The following is a 17,211-nucleotide window of genomic DNA, read 5'->3' on the forward strand; positions in this document are numbered from 1 at the left end:
TTCCCGTCCAACCAGGTGAATACTGAGCTTGTTCGTGTTCGTCAGCAGCCACGTCGCCACCGCCACACCAGGGGCCGCGGCCGGCCGCGCCGTTCATCTCGAATCGACATCGCGACCCGGATCCACCGCCGGCCCATGCGGATCGACGCCGGTCACAGCGCTGATCCACTCCCGGATATGTGTCGCCACCTCGGCCGCGGCCCCGTCGAGCACGGACAGGTGGTCGGCGGGGATCCGCACCGTCGGACCGGCGTGCTGCCAATCCGGCACCGGTACCGCCATATCCGACAGTCCCGGCATCGGGGTGGTGGCCCGCAGCAGCAGCGTGGGTTCGGAAATCGGCTCCGGCGCGCGGCCGCCGTAGACCTGGCCGTAGTGCGCCATCACCACCAGACCACGATCGTCGACCGTCACCAGTTCGTGGCCGAAGGCCACTTCGAGTGCGCTGCCGAACACCTCGAGGTTGTCCTCTTCGCTGTCCGGCGAATAGGTGTCGATCATGGCGACGCCCCTCGGCGCCCGTCCGCGTTCGGCGAGCCGGCCGGCGAGCCCGTGCGCGATCGCGCCACCGATCGAGTAGCCGACCAGCACGAACGGATCCGCTCCGACCGTGTCGAGGGTGGTGTCTGCGAGACAGTCCAGCAGGGCATCCCAGTGCGGCGGCAACGACTCGCCCGGTCGCGTACCGGGCAGCCAGAGCGCGGTCATCCCGAACTCGGCACCGAGCTCCCGGGCCAACCGACCGAACTGGTGCGGACCGTTGCCGACCACGAACGACGGGACACAGATCAACTTCAGCCCGGCCCCGCCGCGCGCCAGCAACATCGGTTTCGGCGCGACCAGCCGATCGGCCGACTCGTCCAGGTCGACGATCAGCCGGCCGGTCTGCATCAGGACCGGCAGGGCGACCTTCGCATCACCACGCCGGAGCGCCTCGGTGACCAACCCGGTGAGAATCCCGGGCGCGCTCGGGCCCGCCGGCGCCGCCCCGCCCTCGACACCGACGAGGCCACCGATCTGCTCGGTCAGCGTCTCGGCCACAGCGGCCGGGGACGGATACTCGAACACCAGCGTGGATGCCAGAGTCAGTCCGGTGATCGTGGCGAGCCTGTTGCGGAATTCCACACCGCCCAGTGAGTCGAACCCGAGTTCGGTGAACAACGCGTCCGGATCCACCGCCTCGGCCGAGGCGTGCCCCAGCACGGTGGCCGCCAGCGCCCGGACCTCGTGCAGCACCAGGTCGTAACGTTCGGACTCGGCAACGGCGGCCAGCCGCCGGGCCAGCGATCCCGTGTCCTCGGCCGACAGCGCCGCCACCGGAGCGCGAACGATATCGCGGAACAGGCCGGGCAATGCGCCGGTGCCCGCGAGCTCGCTGAGCGCGGACATGTCCAGCAGTGCGGTCAGCACCAGGGCATGGCCGGTGCCGAGTGCCTTGTCGAACAGCTCCATACCCGGTTCGGCGGTGATCGGCACCAAGCCGAGCCGGGTGCGGATCTGGCGAACGATCTGCTCGGCGCCTTCGCCGCCGAGCGCGCTGCCCATGCCGACGGTCCACAGTCCCCAGGCCAGCGAATGCGCGGGCAGGCCGGATTCGCGACGCTGATGGGCCAGCGCGTCGAGGAAGGCATTCGCCGCCGCGTAGTTGCCCTGGCCCTGGCCGCCGAGCAAGGGTGCGGCCGAGGAGAACAGGACGAAGGCCGACAGATCCGCATCCCGGGTGAGTTCGTGCAGGTTCACCGCGGCATCGGTTTTGGGCCGCATGACCCGATGTACCTGATCGGCGGTCAAGGTCTCGATGGTGCCGTCGTCGATGACGCCCGCGGTGTGCACCACCGCGGTCAGTGGATACTCGGCCGGCACCGTGCGCAGCAGGTCTCCCAATGCCGCGCGATCGGCCGCATCGCACGCGACGACCCGCACCTGGGCACCGGCCTCGGTGAGTTCGGCGGCCAATTCGTCCGCACCGTCGGCGGCCGGACCGCGCCGGGACACCAGCAGCAGCCGCCGCACCCCGTGCCCGGCCACCAGGTGCCGGGCCAGCAACGCGCCCAAGCCACCGGTGCCACCGGTGATCAGTACCGTCCCGGTGCCGAACGAGACCGGTTCGGTGTCTGCCACCGCCTTGACCATCCGGGGCACCAGCGCCGCGGAATCGCGTACGGCGACCCGGGGCTCACCGACCCCGGCGACCGCGCGGATCAGGTCCGCGCTCGGCGCGGTCCGCTCGTCGAGGTCGAGCTGGACGATCCGGCCCGGGTATTCCGCCTGCGCGGAGTCGATCAGGCCGGCGACCGCCGCACCCGCCGGGTCACCGGACTCGCCGGACAGACCGGCGGCGCAACGGGTGACGACCACCAGGGTCGCGCGCTCGGTGCGTTCGTCGGCCAGCCAGTCGCGTACCAGCGTCAGGGTGGCGCTGACTCGGAGCCGTGCGGCATGGGCCTGGTCACCGGCGACGGCTTCCTCTCCCGAATCCCAGACCACCAATCCGGGTACCTCAGGGACGGTGGCCAGCGCGGTGAGGTCCCGGTGGGTACTCACCGATCCGGGCACCGGCGCCGAGCCGAGCACCGCCACCGCGGTCCCCGGCCCGGCAGCCGGGAGCGGCACCGTCTTCCAGCTGCGGGTGTAGAGCGGACTCGAGGTGGCTCGGGAACGGTTCAGCATCTCGATATCGACCGGGCGGGCCAGCGCGGCGGCGATGGTCAGGACGGGTTCGCCGTCGGTGTCAGTGAGGTCGAGCCGGGCGGTATTGGTCTGGTCGGTGACGCTGATCCGGACGCGCACGACATCCGCACCCGCCCGGTACAGCCGGATCCCGGTGTAGGAGAAGGGCAGCGGAACCCGGCCCGGATCGTCGAGCCGGTCCAGCGACGGGTGGATACTCGCGTCCAGCAGCGCCGGATGAATCCGGTACTCCCGAGCCGCGGCGCTGTCGGGGAGCGCCACCTCGGCATACATCACGTCGTCGGCACTCCACGCCGCGCGCACGCCTCGGAAGGCCGGCCCGTAACCGAAGCCGATCGATGCCAGCTGTTCGTACAACTGCCCGGGGTCCAGCGACCGCAACCCGCCCGCCGGAACCTGTCCGTCCCACTGCGCGTCATCCGGAACCGAGTCGGCGGGGGCCAGCGTGCCGATCGCATGGGTGAGCCAGTCGGCCTCGTCGGGGAACTCGGCCCCGACGGGACAGGAATGGATCACGAACCGCCGACAGCCGGTGGTGTCGGCCGCCTCGACGACGACCTGCGCGTCGAGCGGGGTGTCGTCGTCGAACAGCATCGGTGACTCGAGCACCAGTTCCTGAATCGTGTCCATGCCCAGATGGCTCCCGGCGTGCAGCGCCATCTCCACGAAACCGGTGCCCGGGATCAGGGCCGACCCGAATACCACGTGGTCCGCCAGCCACGGATGGGTGCGGGTGGAGAAGCGACCGGTGAACAGCCATTCGTCTCGTCCGACCACCGGCACGACCTCGGTGAGCAGATGACCCGATACCGGCCGGGAGACCTGCGGTCCCGGCTCCAGCCAATACCGCTGATTCTGGAAGGCGTAGGTCGGCAGCGCGATTCGACGGGTGTCCCGGCCCGCGAACAGCGGATCCAGCACCACCGACAGGCCCGATACCCGCGCCTGCGCCAGGAATGTCACGAACTGCGTGCCCTCGTCGGCCGTGCGCCGGGAGGTCGCCGCCACCAGCGACTCGGCTTCGGTATCGGCGCCGGCCAAGCATTCGCGGGTCATCGCGGTGAGCACCGCGTCCGGTCCGAGTTCCACGAAACGCCGGACCCCGGAAGCGGCCAGCGCGTCCACACCGGCGGCGAAGCGGACACATCCGCGCACCTGGTCCACCCAGTACTCCGGGTCGGTGACCTCGCTGCCGGCGACAGTTCCCGAGAGGGTCGAGACGATCGGGATCGAGGGCGCGCGATATGCCAGAGATTCGGCGACGGCGCGGAATTCCGCCAGCATCGGGTTCATCAGCCCCGAGTGGAACGCGTGACTCACCCGCAGCCGCGAGGTTCTGATCCCGGCGTCGGTCAACAGCTTCGCTACCGCGTCGACCGCGTCGGCGGTTCCGGAGAACACCACCGAGAGCGGGCCGTTCACCGCGGCGATCGACAGGTCGTCCCGGTAGCCGTCCAGCAACCGCTCGGCTTGCTCCTCGGTGGTCGCCGCCGCGAGCATCGCCCCGCCCTCCGGTAGCGCGCCCATCAACCGGCCTCGTGCGGCCACCAGTGCGCAGGCGTCCGCCAGCGACCACACCTCGGCCACATGCGCGGCCGCGAGCTCGCCGATGGAATGCCCGGCCAGCACATCGGGAACGATCCCGAACGACTCCACCAGCCGGAACATCGCGACCTCGAAGGCGAACAACGCGGGTTGGGTGAACTCGGTGCGGCCGAGCAGATCCGCCCGGTCCGCGTCGAACATCAGCTCCCGCAGCGACCGCCCGAGCAGCGGATCGAACCGGTCACAGACCTCGTCCAATGCGGCGGCGAAAACCGGGAAGTCGCGATACAGCCCCGCCCCCATTCCGGCCCGCTGGGCGCCCTGGCCGGTGAAGAGGAACGCGATGCGACCCGTGCGCGCCTTCCCGGCCGCCACCCGCCCGGCCGCCCCGCCCGCAGCCAGCTCCGCCAGGCCGTTGCGCATCTCGTCGCGGTCGTGCCCGATCACCGCGCCGCGCCAGTCCAGCTGCGCCCGGCTGTCGACCAGCGAGGAGGCCACCCGCCACAGATCACCGGCCTCCGGGGCTTCGGCCAGCCACTGCCGCAATCGATCGGCCTGCGCGCGCAGACCCGCCTCGGATTTCGCCGATACCAGCAGCGGTACCGCCGCCACCCGCACTGCCGCGTTCGTCTCGTCCGGCTCGGTCCGCCCGGGTGCCGGCCGCGCCTCGGCGGGAGCTTCCTCGAGCACCACGTGCGCGTTGGTGCCGCTGATACCGAACGACGAAACGCCGGCCCGGCGCTTGCGCCCGGCCTCGGCGGGCCACGGCTCGGACTCGGTCAGCACCCGCACCGATCCGGCCGACCAATCCACCTGCGGTGAAAGCTCGTCCGCGTGCAGAGTTTTCGGCAGCATGCCGTGGCGAAACGCCTGCACCATCTTGATCACGCCGGCCACGCCGGATGCCGCCACCGAGTGCCCGATATTCGATTTCAACGACCCGATCCACAGCGGTTCGGCCCGATCCTGCCCATACGCCGCGATCAGTGCCTGCGCCTCGATCGGATCACCCAACGGCGTACCCGTACCGTGCGCCTCCACCGCATCCACATCCGCCGCCGACAAACCCGCCGCCGCCAACGCCGCCGCGATCACCCGCTCCTGCGACGGCCCGTTCGGCGCCGTCAAACCGTTGCTCGCGCCGTCCTGGTTGACGGCGCTGCCACGCACCACCGCCAGCACGTCGTGCCCCAGCCGCCGCGCATCCGACAACCGCTCCAACACCAGCACGCCCACACCCTCGGACCAACCCACCCCATCCGCGGCCGCCGAGAACGCTTTACACCGGCCATCCGGCGCCAGACCCCGCTGGCGGGCGAAGTCCACGAAGAACTCGGGGCTGCCGGAGATGCTGACTCCGGCCGACAACACCAGCGACGTCTCACCGTTGCGCAGCGCCTGGCACGCCAGGTGCAATGCGACCAGCGACGACGAGCAGGCGGTGTCCACGGTCATCGCCGGCCCCTGCAACCCGAGAACATAGGCGACGCGACCAGAGATCACGCTCTCGGAGTTCCCGGTCATCCGGAACCCTTCGTTCTCCCCCACGACCCGCTCGCCGTAGCCGGAAGGAGTGGCGCCGACGTATACACCGGTATCACTGCCGCGCAGCGACACCGGATCGATACCCGCGTCTTCCAGCGACTCCCAGGCGGCTTCGAGCATCAGCCGCTGCTGCGGATCCATCGCCGTCGCCTCGCGCGGGCTGATTCCGAAGAAGCCGGGGTCGAAACCACCGGGGTCGGCGAGGAAACCACCCTCACGCACGTAGGTGGTGCCGGGGACATCCGGGTCCGGGTTGTACAGCCGTTCCAGATCCCAGCCCCGGTCGGTGGGGAAACCGGTGATCACATCGGCGCCGGCGGCCACCAGGTCCCACAGCTGCGCTGCGGAGGAAACGCCGCCGGGATAACGGCAGCCGATTCCGACAATGGCGATGGGCTCGTCGGTGCGGCTGTGGCGCAATGTCTTGGGCGCCGGCTTCCGCGCCGTGGGCGCGTCATCGATCAGCGATACCAGCAACACTGCCACCGCCCGCGCGGTCGGATGGTCGAAGACCAGCGTGGCGGGCAGCGGCAGTCCGGTGGCCTTGGCGAGCCGATTGCGGAATTCGACCCCGGCCAGGGAGTCGAAACCCAGGTCGGTGAACGGCATATCCGGCTCGATCGCCTCGACCGAGCCGTGCCCCAGCGCCGCGGCCGCGTTCTCACGCACCACCGACAGCGCGACCTCGTCCCGTTCGGCGGCCGCGACGGCGGCCAGGCGCCCGAGCGGCGCCGCGTTCGCAAGGGTCCCGGGCGCGGCCACCAGCGTGCTCAGTACATTCGGCAGCGAGCCCGCCCGGGCGAGCTCGGTCAATCCGGCGATGTCGAAATCGGCGGCCACCGCCAGGGCGTCCGGCCCCGCGACAGCGGCGTCGAACAACAGCAGTCCGGCCGTGTTCTCCAGCGGCCGTAAACCCATCCGGCGCAGTCGCGCCAAGCCGGGCGCACCGAGTTCGCCGGTCATTCCGGTGTCCGCGTTCCACGGGCCCCAGGCGATCGATACAGCCGGTAGCCCGGCCTCGGTACGCAGCGCCACCATCGCATCCGCGAAGGCGTTCGCCGCCGCGTAGTTACCCTGGCCCGGCGCGCCCGCCACCCCGGCCATGGACGAGAAGACGACGAACGCCGATACTCCGGCAGAGCCGGCCGCATCGTGCAGCGACCACAGCCCGTCGACCTTGGGCCGGAACACTCGATCGATCCGGTCGTCGGTCAGGCTCTCGACGGTGGCGTCGTCCACCACCCCGGCCGCGTGCACGATTCCCGACAACGGGAACTCGGGCGGCAGCTGGGCCAGCAACTGCCCCAGGGCATCTCGATCCGCTACGTCACAGGCGGCCACCTCCACCTCGGCCCCCAACGCGGACACCTCGGCGACCAGCTCCGGTACCCCTTCGGCGGCGCGGCCCCGGCGGGAAACCAGCAGCAGCCGGCGCACGCCGTGCGCCGCGACCAGATGCCGCGCCACCAGTGCGCCCAGACCGGTGGTACCGCCGGTGACCAGCACCGTGCCCGTGCCGAAAGACATCGGCGCGGAGTCCATCGCGGCGGGACGGCGAGTCACACGCGGCATCGAGAGAGCACCGTCGCGTATCGCCAGCAGCGGCTCGTTCGCGGCGAGAGCCGCCGCGACGATCCGCCGGTCGAGCTCGCCGTCCCGGTCGAGCAGGACGATCCGGCCCGGGTGTTCGGCCTGCGCACTGCGTACCAGTCCGGCGATCGCCGCCGCCGCCGGGTCGGGCGATTCCCCGGCCGGCCCCATCGCCCGGTGCGTCACCACCACCAGCCGGGTCCGCGCCGGTGCGGTATCCGCCAGCCAGGCTCGCACCAGGGCGAGCGTCTCCCTAACGCCGCGCCGGGCCGTTCCGGGCACCGTCTCGGCGGCACCGACCACTGCCTCGCCGGCACCGGCCACTGCCTCGGCGGCATCGGGCACCGTCTCGGCGGCATCGGACACCGTCTCGGCGGCATCGGACACCGTCTCGAGGGCATGGGGCACCGTCTCGGCGAACCACACGACCGCATCGGGTGCCGCCGGCCCCCGCGCCGCCTCGGCGGCCGCACCGATATCGGTGAATCGGTGCTCGGCCCCGGCGATATCGGCCCCGCCGAGCACCGCCACCGACACCTCGGGCACCTCGGTAGCACCCGGGACCGGCAACCAGTCCAAGCCGTACAGCGGCAACGCGCCCGCCGAGCGGACCCGCTCCACCGTGCGCCGCTCGACCGGATGAACCACGACCGAGTCGACGCTCAGCACCGGCTCGCCGGCTTCGCCGACCGCCTCCATCCGGATCCCGTAGCCACCGTGCCAGTCGATCCGCAGCCGCAGCGGCCCGGAACCGGTCCGGGCCAACCGCACACCCGCACAGCGCACCGGCAGCGGAACCCGGTCCGCAGGTACGTCGTCCATGACGAAGTCGAGCGCCGGGTGCAGGCAGGCGTCGAACAACGCCGGGTGGATACCGAAGCCGCCCGGCTGCGGGACCACCGCGTCGTCGAGCGAGATCTCGGCGAACATCTCCCGCCCACGCCGCCAGGCCGCGCGTACCCCGCGGAATACCGGTCCGTATTCCATACCCAGGCCGGAGATCCGGTGATACAGGTCCGCCACATCGAGTTGTTCGGCGTGCTCCGGCGGCCACACCTCGTCCCATCCGGTGCCGGCGTCGGGTATGGGGTCGGCTCCGGCCAATACCCCACCGGCATGCGCGACCCAGGCCTCGGCGTCCTCGGTCCGCTCCGACCGGGAGTAGACGGTGAAGCTGCGGCGGCCGTCCGGCCCGGCCTCCCCTACCGTGACCTGGATGTCGACCGGGTTCTCGGTGAGCACCAGTGGAATGTCGAGCAGCAGTTCCTCGATCACCTCGGCACCGAGCCGCGCCCCGACCGCAGATGCCAATTCCAGATAGGTGGTCGCCGGCACCACCGGCGTACCGAACACCAAGTGCTCGGCGACCCAGGGTTGACCCGGATCGGACAACTTTCCGGTGAACAGCCACTCGTCCCTACCGGCCACCGGTACGGCCTCGGTCAGGATCGGATGGCCGAATCCGCCCGTAGCGGCGGGGCGGTCGGCGTGCAGCCAATAACGCTGCCGCTGAAAGGCGTAGGTCGGCAGTTCGACCCGCGCCGGTAAGTGGCTTGCGAACAGCGGCGCCCAATCGACCTCGATACCCGCGCTGTGCGCTCGGCCGAGGAACGCCAGGAATTGCGTCACCTCCTCGGCGCCGCGCCGGCCGGCGGCCGCCACCAGGGCCTTGGATTCCAGGTCCGCGGGGAGGCACTGCCCGGTCATCGCACTGAGTACGGCATCCGGGCCGATTTCCAGGAACCGCGTCACCCCGCTGTCCACCAGATGGTCGACGCCGAGAGCGAACCGCACGGTATCCCGGACATGACCCACCCAGTACATCGGATCGGCGAATGCTTCACCGCCGACGACCCCGAACACGGTGGACACCACCGGAAGCAGTGGACGGCGGTAGTTCACCCCGGCCGCCACACTCTCGAACTCGGGGAGCATCGGCTCCATCAATCCGGAGTGGAAGGCGTGGCTCACCCGCAGCCGGGATACCCGCTCCCCCTCGGCGGACAGCAGCGCCGCCAGCCGGTCGACAGCTTCCTCGGTACCGGAGAACACGACCGCCGACGGGCTGTTGACGGCGGCGACCGACAGCTGCTCGCCGAAGGGGGCGATGATCTCGTCCGCGCGCGGCGGCGAGATCGCCGCCGCCAGCATCGCGCCGCCCGGCGGCAACGCACCCATCAGCCGGCCGCGCGCCGCCACCAGCGCACACGCGTCCGCGGTCGACCACATCCCGGCCACATACGCGGCGACCAATTCGCCGATCGAATGTCCGATCAGTACATCCGGACCGATGCCGAACGACTCGACCAGCCGGAACAGCGCCACCTCGTAGGCGAACAACGCCGGCTGGGTGTACTCGGTCCGATGGATCGATTCCGGCTCGGCCGAACCGAAGACGATGCCCTTCAGGCCGGCACCGTCCGGCCCTGGTCCGAGCAGTTGATCGAACTCGGCGCAGATCTCGTCGAAAGCAGCCGCGAAGACCGGGAAGGCCGCATACAACCCGGCACCCATACCGGCTCGCTGGGCGCCCTGCCCGGTGAACAGGAACGCGATCCTGCCGTCGACGGGTGCGCCGTCGACGACGCCCACGCCGGTCGAACCGGTGGCCATGTCCGCCAGCCGCGCCAATGCCGACTCCCGGTCCCCGGCGACCACCACCCCGCGCCGATTCAGCCGAGAGCGAGTTGTCAGCAGCGAGTACGCGATATCCGGTAGTTCCGCGTCCGGGTGCGCGAGCAGCCAGTCGTGCAACCGCGCCGCCTGGGCGCGCAGCCCCGGCGCCGATTTGGCCGAAAGCAGCAGCGGCACCGCTTTCGCCGCCGGACCGCGGCCGTCGGCTACGGGCACCGCCGAGCCCACCGGTCCGGCCGGTGCTTCCTCGATGATGACGTGTGCGTTGGTACCGCTGATCCCGAACGAGGAGACCCCGGCCCGGCGCACCCGGCCCGCCGAACCCGGCCACGACCGATCCTCGGTGAGCAACCGCACCGCACCGGCCGACCAATCCACATGCGGCGACGGCGCGTCCGCGTGCAGCGTCCTCGGCAGCACCGCGTGGCGTAGCGCCTGCACCACCTTGATCACCCCGGCCACCCCGGCGGCCGCTTGACTGTGCCCGATATTCGATTTCAACGACCCGATCCACAGGGGCTCGGCCCGATCCTGCCCATACGCCGCGATCAACGCCTGCGCCTCGATCGGATCACCCAACGGCGTACCCGTACCGTGCGCCTCCACCGCATCCACATCCGCCGCCGACAAACCCGCCGCCGCCAACGCCGCCGCGATCACCCGCTCCTGCGACGGACCGTTCGGCGCCGTCAAACCATTCGACGCACCATCCTGATTCACCGCCGAACCCCGCACCACCGCCAGCACCTCGTGCCCCAGCCGCCGCGCATCCGACAACCGCTCCAACACCAGCACGCCCACACCCTCGGACCAACCCACCCCATCCGCGGCCGCCGAGAACGCCTTACACCGGCCATCCGGCGCCAGACCCCGCTGGCGCGAGAACTCGGTGAACAGGAACGGTGTCGACATCACCGCGGCACCGCTGGCCAGCGCCATCGAGCATTCGCCCTGACGCAACGCCTGAGCGGCCAGATGAATGGCCACCAGCGAGGACGAACACGCGGTGTCCACGGTGATCGCCGGCCCCTCCAGGCCCAAGGTGTACGCCACCCGCCCGGAGGCGACACTGCTCGCCGAACCGGTGCCGATGTACCCCTCGACACCGGCACCCGAGGCTTTGGCGATCTCCTCGTAGTCCAGGTACGAGACGCCCGTGAAAACACCCATATCGCTGCCCCGCAACGATGCCGGGTCGATTCCCGCGTGCTCGAGCGCCTCCCACGACGCCTCCAGCAACAACCGCTGCTGCGGATCCATCGCCGCCGCCTCCCGGGGGCCGATACCGAAGAATCCGGCATCGAAATGGCCCGCATCGGTGAGGAACCCGCCGTAGCGCAGGTAGGAGGTCCCCGGGTTGTCGGGGTCCGGATGGAACAACCGGTCCAGGTCCCAGCCCCGGTCTGTGGGGAAGTCGGTGATCGCGTCTGTTCCGGCGGTCACCAGATTCCACAGCTGGGCGGGCGATTCGACACCCCCCGGATAGCGGCAGCCCATGCCGACGATCGCGATCGGTTCATCGGTCCGGACCCGGCGGACCACCCGGTCGGCCGGTCGCGCGCCGGCGGATTCGAGCTCGCCGGCCCGGGACAGCACGAATGCGGCCACCGCTGTGGCGGTGGGATGGTCGAACACCAGCGTCGACGGCAGTTGCACGCCGGTCGCCTTGCCCAGCCGGTTGCGGAACTCGACGCCGGCCAGCGAATCGAAACCCAGTTCACTGAACGGCGCGGTGGGATCGATCGCGTCGGCGGAGATGTGCCCGAGCACGCCGGCCGCCTCCGCACACACCACCGCGAGAACAATGGCCTCGTGCTCGGCCGGCGCGGCGGCCGCCAGCCGGCGCGCCAGTGAGCCGGTGGTATCGGCCGCCCGTCGCACCGGCACGGTCACCATCGCGTGCAGCACCCGGGGGAGCGAGCCCTCACGTGCCCGCGCCGCAAGTGCTTCGGTGTCGAAATCGGTGGCGACGACCGTCGGCGCGGCCGCAGCGGTCGCCCGATCGAACAGGGCCAGACCGTCGGCGGTGGCGAGCGGCCGTACCCCCATCCGCGCCATCCGGGACATCGCGGTGTCGTCCAGCGCATTGGTCATTCCGATGCCCTGGTTCCAGGAACCCCACGCGATCGACACCGCGGGCAGGCCCGCAGCGTGCCGCCGGGCTGCCAGCGCGTCCAGGAAGGCGTTCGCCGCGGCGTAGTTGCCCTGCCCCGGTGATCCCGCGACACCGGCGAGCGAGGAGAACAACACGAAGGCGGCCAGCTCCCGGTCACGGGTGGCGTCGTGCAGATTCCATGCGGCATCCGCTTTCGCCGCGAGTACCCGATCCAGCTGTTCGGCGGTCAGGGTTTCGACGGTGCCGTCGTCGAGAACGCCGGCCGAATGGATCACCGCGCTCGGGGTGAATTCACCGGTGAGATCCGCCAGCAGCGCGGCCAGGGCGGTGCGATCGCCGACATCGCAGGCGGCCACCCGCACCTGCGCACCGGCCGCGGCCAGCTCACCGACCAGCTCGGGCGCCCCGGGGGCGCGGTCGCCACGGCGCGATACCAGGACCAGGCGCCGCACTCCGTGCGTCGCCACGATATGCCTGGCCACCTCGGCACCGAGGCCACCGGTGCCGCCGGTGATCAAGACCGAGCCCGTGCCGAAGTCCGGTGCCGCGGATCCGGCCCGGCCGGACCGACGTCGCAGCCTGGGCACATACCGCACACCGTCGCGGATCGCCAGCTCCGATTCTTCCGAATCCGCCGCGGCGGCGACCGTTTCCCCAGCCAGGTCCGCGCCCGGCGCCACGTCGAGCAGTACGAACCGGCCCGGGGATTCGAACTGCGCGCTGCGCAGCAAACCGGCGACAGCCGCTCCGGCCGGATCCGGCGACTCGCCGGATACCGCGGCGGCGCCTCGGGTCAGCACGACCAGCCGAGCAGCTGACAACCGGTGATCGGTCTGCCACCGGCGCAACAACTCCAGCGTCGCGGTGACCCCGGTGTGCGCGCGAACGACGGCATCGCCGGCACCGGAATCGTCGCCGACCGGGGCCCATACGACGACCTCGGGGATCGTCTCCGCGGCCAGCAGCTCGGCCAGATCGGCGAACCGGCTGCCGGCCCCGGCGACCGCACCGGGTCCCAGCACCGCCACCGACACCGTCGGATCGCCGGACCCGGCCGACACCGGCACCCATTCGATCTCCGCCAGCGACGGCCGCTCTCCGGCCGCGCCGCGCAACGCTTCGGCGTCCACGGGTCGGGAAGCCAGCGAGTCGAGACTGAGCACCGGAGCACCGGCGTCGTCGACCGCGACGAGCCGGATCCGGTCGGATCCGGTCAGCATGACGCGTACCCGGACCGCCGCCACCCCGGTGCGATACAACCGGACTCCACCGAACGAGAACGGCAGTGGTAGCCGGCCCGCCGGCAGCTCCCGCGCGAGTTCGGCGATGGCCGGATGGAACGCGGCATCGAACAACGCCGGATGGACGGCGTACGAAGCCGCCGTACCGGCGTCGTCGGTCAGCGCCACTTCGGCGAGCAGATCCCCGGCATCCCGCCAGACTGCCCGTAATCCCTGGAACGCCGGGCCGTAGCCGAACCCCAGATCGGCGAGCTGGTCGTAGAGCGCCTCATAGGCGACGGGTTCCGCCCCGGCCGGCGGCCAGTCTCCCGAAGTCTCGGCGGCGACCCAAGCCGGGACGGCCTCGGGAACGGGGACGAGCACCCCACTGGCGTGCGTGCTCCACACCCCACCGGTGACATCACCATCGCCGGCCACTCGGGAGTGAACAGCGAACCGGCGCCGGCCCGCTTCGTCGGCGGGTTCCACACTCACCTGGATGTCCATCGGGGCATCGCCGGTCAGCACCAACGGACTCTCCAGCAGCAGCTCCTCGACGGAGCCTGCGTCCAGCCGCGCTCCCGCGGTGAGCACCAGCTCCACGAACGCGGTCCCCGGCACCACGACCGAACCGAATACGCTGTGATCGGCCAGCCACGGCTGATCAGCCGCGGCGATCCGGCCGGTGAACAGCCATTCGTCCTTGCCCGCCAGCGGAACCACACCGGTCAGGATCGGGTGATCGGAAGTTCCCGGCACCGCCCCCCGGCTCAGCGGCTCCAGCCAGTACCGCTGCCGCTGGAACGCATAGGTGGGCAGCGCTACCCGGCTGATCTTCCGACCGGCGAACAAGGGACGCCAGTCCACCTCCAGGCCGGCGGCGCCGGCCCGGGCCAGCATGGCGACGAACTGGCTCACCTCATCGGCCGACCGCCGGGACGCGGCCACCACCAACGACTCGGCATCCACTCCCGGATGCCCGGCCAGGCATTCGCGCGACATCGCCGAGAGCACCGCGTCCGGGCCCAGCTCGACGAACCGTCGCACCCCGGCAGCCACCAGCGCGTCCACTCCGGGTGCGAACCGGACGCAGCCGCGGACCTGGTCGACCCAGTAGCCTGGATCGGTCAACGCCGCCGCGGCGACACCGGCGGACACATTCGACACCAGGGCCAGCGTCGGCTGCCGATAGGTCAACCGCTCGGCGACAGCGCGGAACTCGGCCAGCATCGGATCCATCCGAGCCGAATGGAACGCATGACTGACGCGCAGCCGCGAGGTCCGCACACCTTCACCGGAAAGCAGGCCCTCCACTTCTTCGACGGCGTCGGCGTCACCGGAAAGCACCACCGAGGCGGGACCGTTGACAGCGGCCAGCGCCAGCCGATCCCCGACAGCCGCCACGATCTCGAGCCCACGATCCTCGGTGATTGCGGCGGCCAGCATCGCCCCGCCCGCGGGCAGCGCCCCCATCAACCGGCCCCGGGCCGCCACCAGCGAACAGGCGTCCGCCAGCGACCAGACACCCGCCACATACGCCGCGACCAGTTCCCCGATGGAATGCCCCGCCACCATGTCCGGTGCCAGACCGAACGACTCGACCAGGCGGAACAAGGCCGTCTCGAACGCGAACAAGGCCGGTTGCGCCCACTCGGTCCGCTCCAGCACACCTTGCGGGTCGGTGAACATCACGTCCCGCAGCGAACCGCCCAGCAGCGCATCGAATCGGCCGCACACTTCGTCCAGTGCCTGTGCGAAAACCGGGAACGCCGCGTAGAGACCGGCCCCCATCCCCACCCGCTGCGCACCTTGACCGGTGAACAGGAATGCCGTATCGCCGGAACCCGCCGAGCCGGTCGCCACTGCCGGCGACATCGAACCCGACGCCAGATCCGCCAGCCCCGCCAGCAATTCGGCCCGGCCCCGGCCCACCACGGTGGCCCGCCGCGCGAACCGGGCCCGATGTTCCAGCAGAGCCGACGCCGCACTCCAGATGTCGGCGTCCGGATGGCCGGACAACCAGTGCCGCAGCCGCTCGGCCTGAGCTCGCAGGGCAGGATCGGATTTGGCCGACAACACCAGTGGGGTCACCTCGACGGACACGGCGCCCGGCGAATCGCCGGTCCCTCCGGTCTCGTCCACGGCCGGTTCAGCGGCAGCAGGTGCTTCCTCCACGATCACATGCGCGTTGGTGCCGCTGATCCCGAACGAGGACACCCCCGCGCGTCGCACCCGTGCACCGGCCGGCCACTGCTCCGCCTGTGTCAGCACCCTCACCGTGCCCGCCGACCAGTCCACGTGGGGCGACAATTCGTCGACGTGCAGCGTCGCGGGCAGTTCCTCGTGCCGCAATGCCTGCACCATCTTGATCACCCCGCCCACCCCGGCGGCCGCCTGACTGTGCCCGATATTCGACTTCAGCGCCCCGATCCGCAGGGGCTCCGGGCGGTCCTTTCCGTAGGCCGCGATGAGTGCCTGCGCCTCGATCGGATCGCCCAGCGCCGTACCGGTCCCGTGCGCTTCCACCGCGTCCACATCAGCCGGTCGCAGTCCGGCCGCCGCCAGCGCCGCGGCGATCACCCGCTCCTGAGAAGGCCCGTTGGGCGCGGTCAACCCGTTCGACGCGCCATCCTGGTTCACCGCCGAACCGCGGACCACCGCCAGTACGTTGTGCCCCAGCCGCCGGGCATCCGACAACCGCTCCAACACCAGCAGCCCGATCCCCTCGGACCAACCGGCCCCGTCCGCGGCCGCCGAGAACGCCTTGCATCGGCCGTCCGGCGCCAGTCCCCGCTGCCGGGCGAACTCGATGAACAACTGGGGTGTGGACATGACCGTCACGCCGCCGGCCAGCACCATCGATGTCTCACCACGGCGCAGTGCCTGGCACGCCAGGTGGATCGCCACCAGGGAGGACGAACACGCGGTATCCACCGTGATGGCCGGTCCTTCGAGACCGAGGGTGTAGGCGACCCGCCCGGATACCACACTGCCGGAAGTGCCTACACCGCCGTAGCCTTCGGCGGCCGGACCGGCGGCCCGCGCGGTGTGGTCATAGTCCTGATACATGACACCGGTGTAGACACCCGTGTCGGAGCCACGCAGGGACACCGGGTCGATCCCGGCGTCCTCCAACGCCTCCCATGTCGCTTCGAGTAGCAACCGCTGCTGTGGATCCATCGCGGCCGCCTCGCGCGGACCGATCTCGAAGAAGCCGGCATCGAAATCGGCGACGCCGCGCAGGAAGCTGCCGGAGCGGGTGTAGGTCTTACCGAACCGGTCCGGATCGGGATCGTAGAGCTCATCCGTATCCCAGCCGCGGTCACGGGGGAACTCGGTGACTGTCTCGCCCCCGGAGCGGACAAGGTCCCACAACTGGTCGGGCGACTCCACGCCACCCGGGTAGCGGCACGCCATTCCGACGATCGCGATCGGTTCGTCGAGTTTGTCCCGCAGCCGAGTCAGATCGTCCCGGGTGGTGAGCAATTCGACCGTGACCTTCTTGAGGTACTCCAGTGTGCGGTCGGACGAAGCGCTGTTATCGGTGTCCACGTGTCACATCCCGGTTTTTCAGGGTCGGCAGGGAGACCCCGGGGGTCTTCCAGGGTCGGCAGAGACACCCGGGGGACGTAACCAGCCGGGTTCAGTGAGTAGGTCGTTTGCGCGCCGGATCGGCGACTGACCGATGGGTCGGAGGCAGCCGGACAGGCGGAGTGGGATCCCGCCTATCCGCGGGTTTTCCAGCTATGGGGAATCGAGGCGTCCGAAGGTCTCGGCGAAAACAGCCGGCCGGACCAGCGGCGATGAACGACTCGATTCAGCGAGTTATTCGCCCTGACAGCTGATCACGCTCAGGCACGTCAGCAGGGA

Annotated in this window: 1 protein-coding gene; it reads right to left on the bottom strand. The window is 70.7% G+C overall.

Features of this window, described 5'->3' with window-relative positions; all coding sequences use genetic code 11:
* Positions 1 to 93 precede the first annotated feature (93 nt).
* A complete protein-coding gene (locus OG405_RS19240) occupies positions 94 to 16,893 on the bottom strand; it encodes a type I polyketide synthase (protein WP_327147861.1) in 16,800 nt (5,599 codons plus the stop codon).
* Positions 16,894 to 17,211 lie beyond the last annotated feature (318 nt).

Origin of the sequence: Nocardia sp. NBC_01329 (assembly GCF_035956715.1) — a bacterium.
Taxonomy (GTDB): Bacteria; Actinomycetota; Actinomycetes; order Mycobacteriales; family Mycobacteriaceae; genus Nocardia.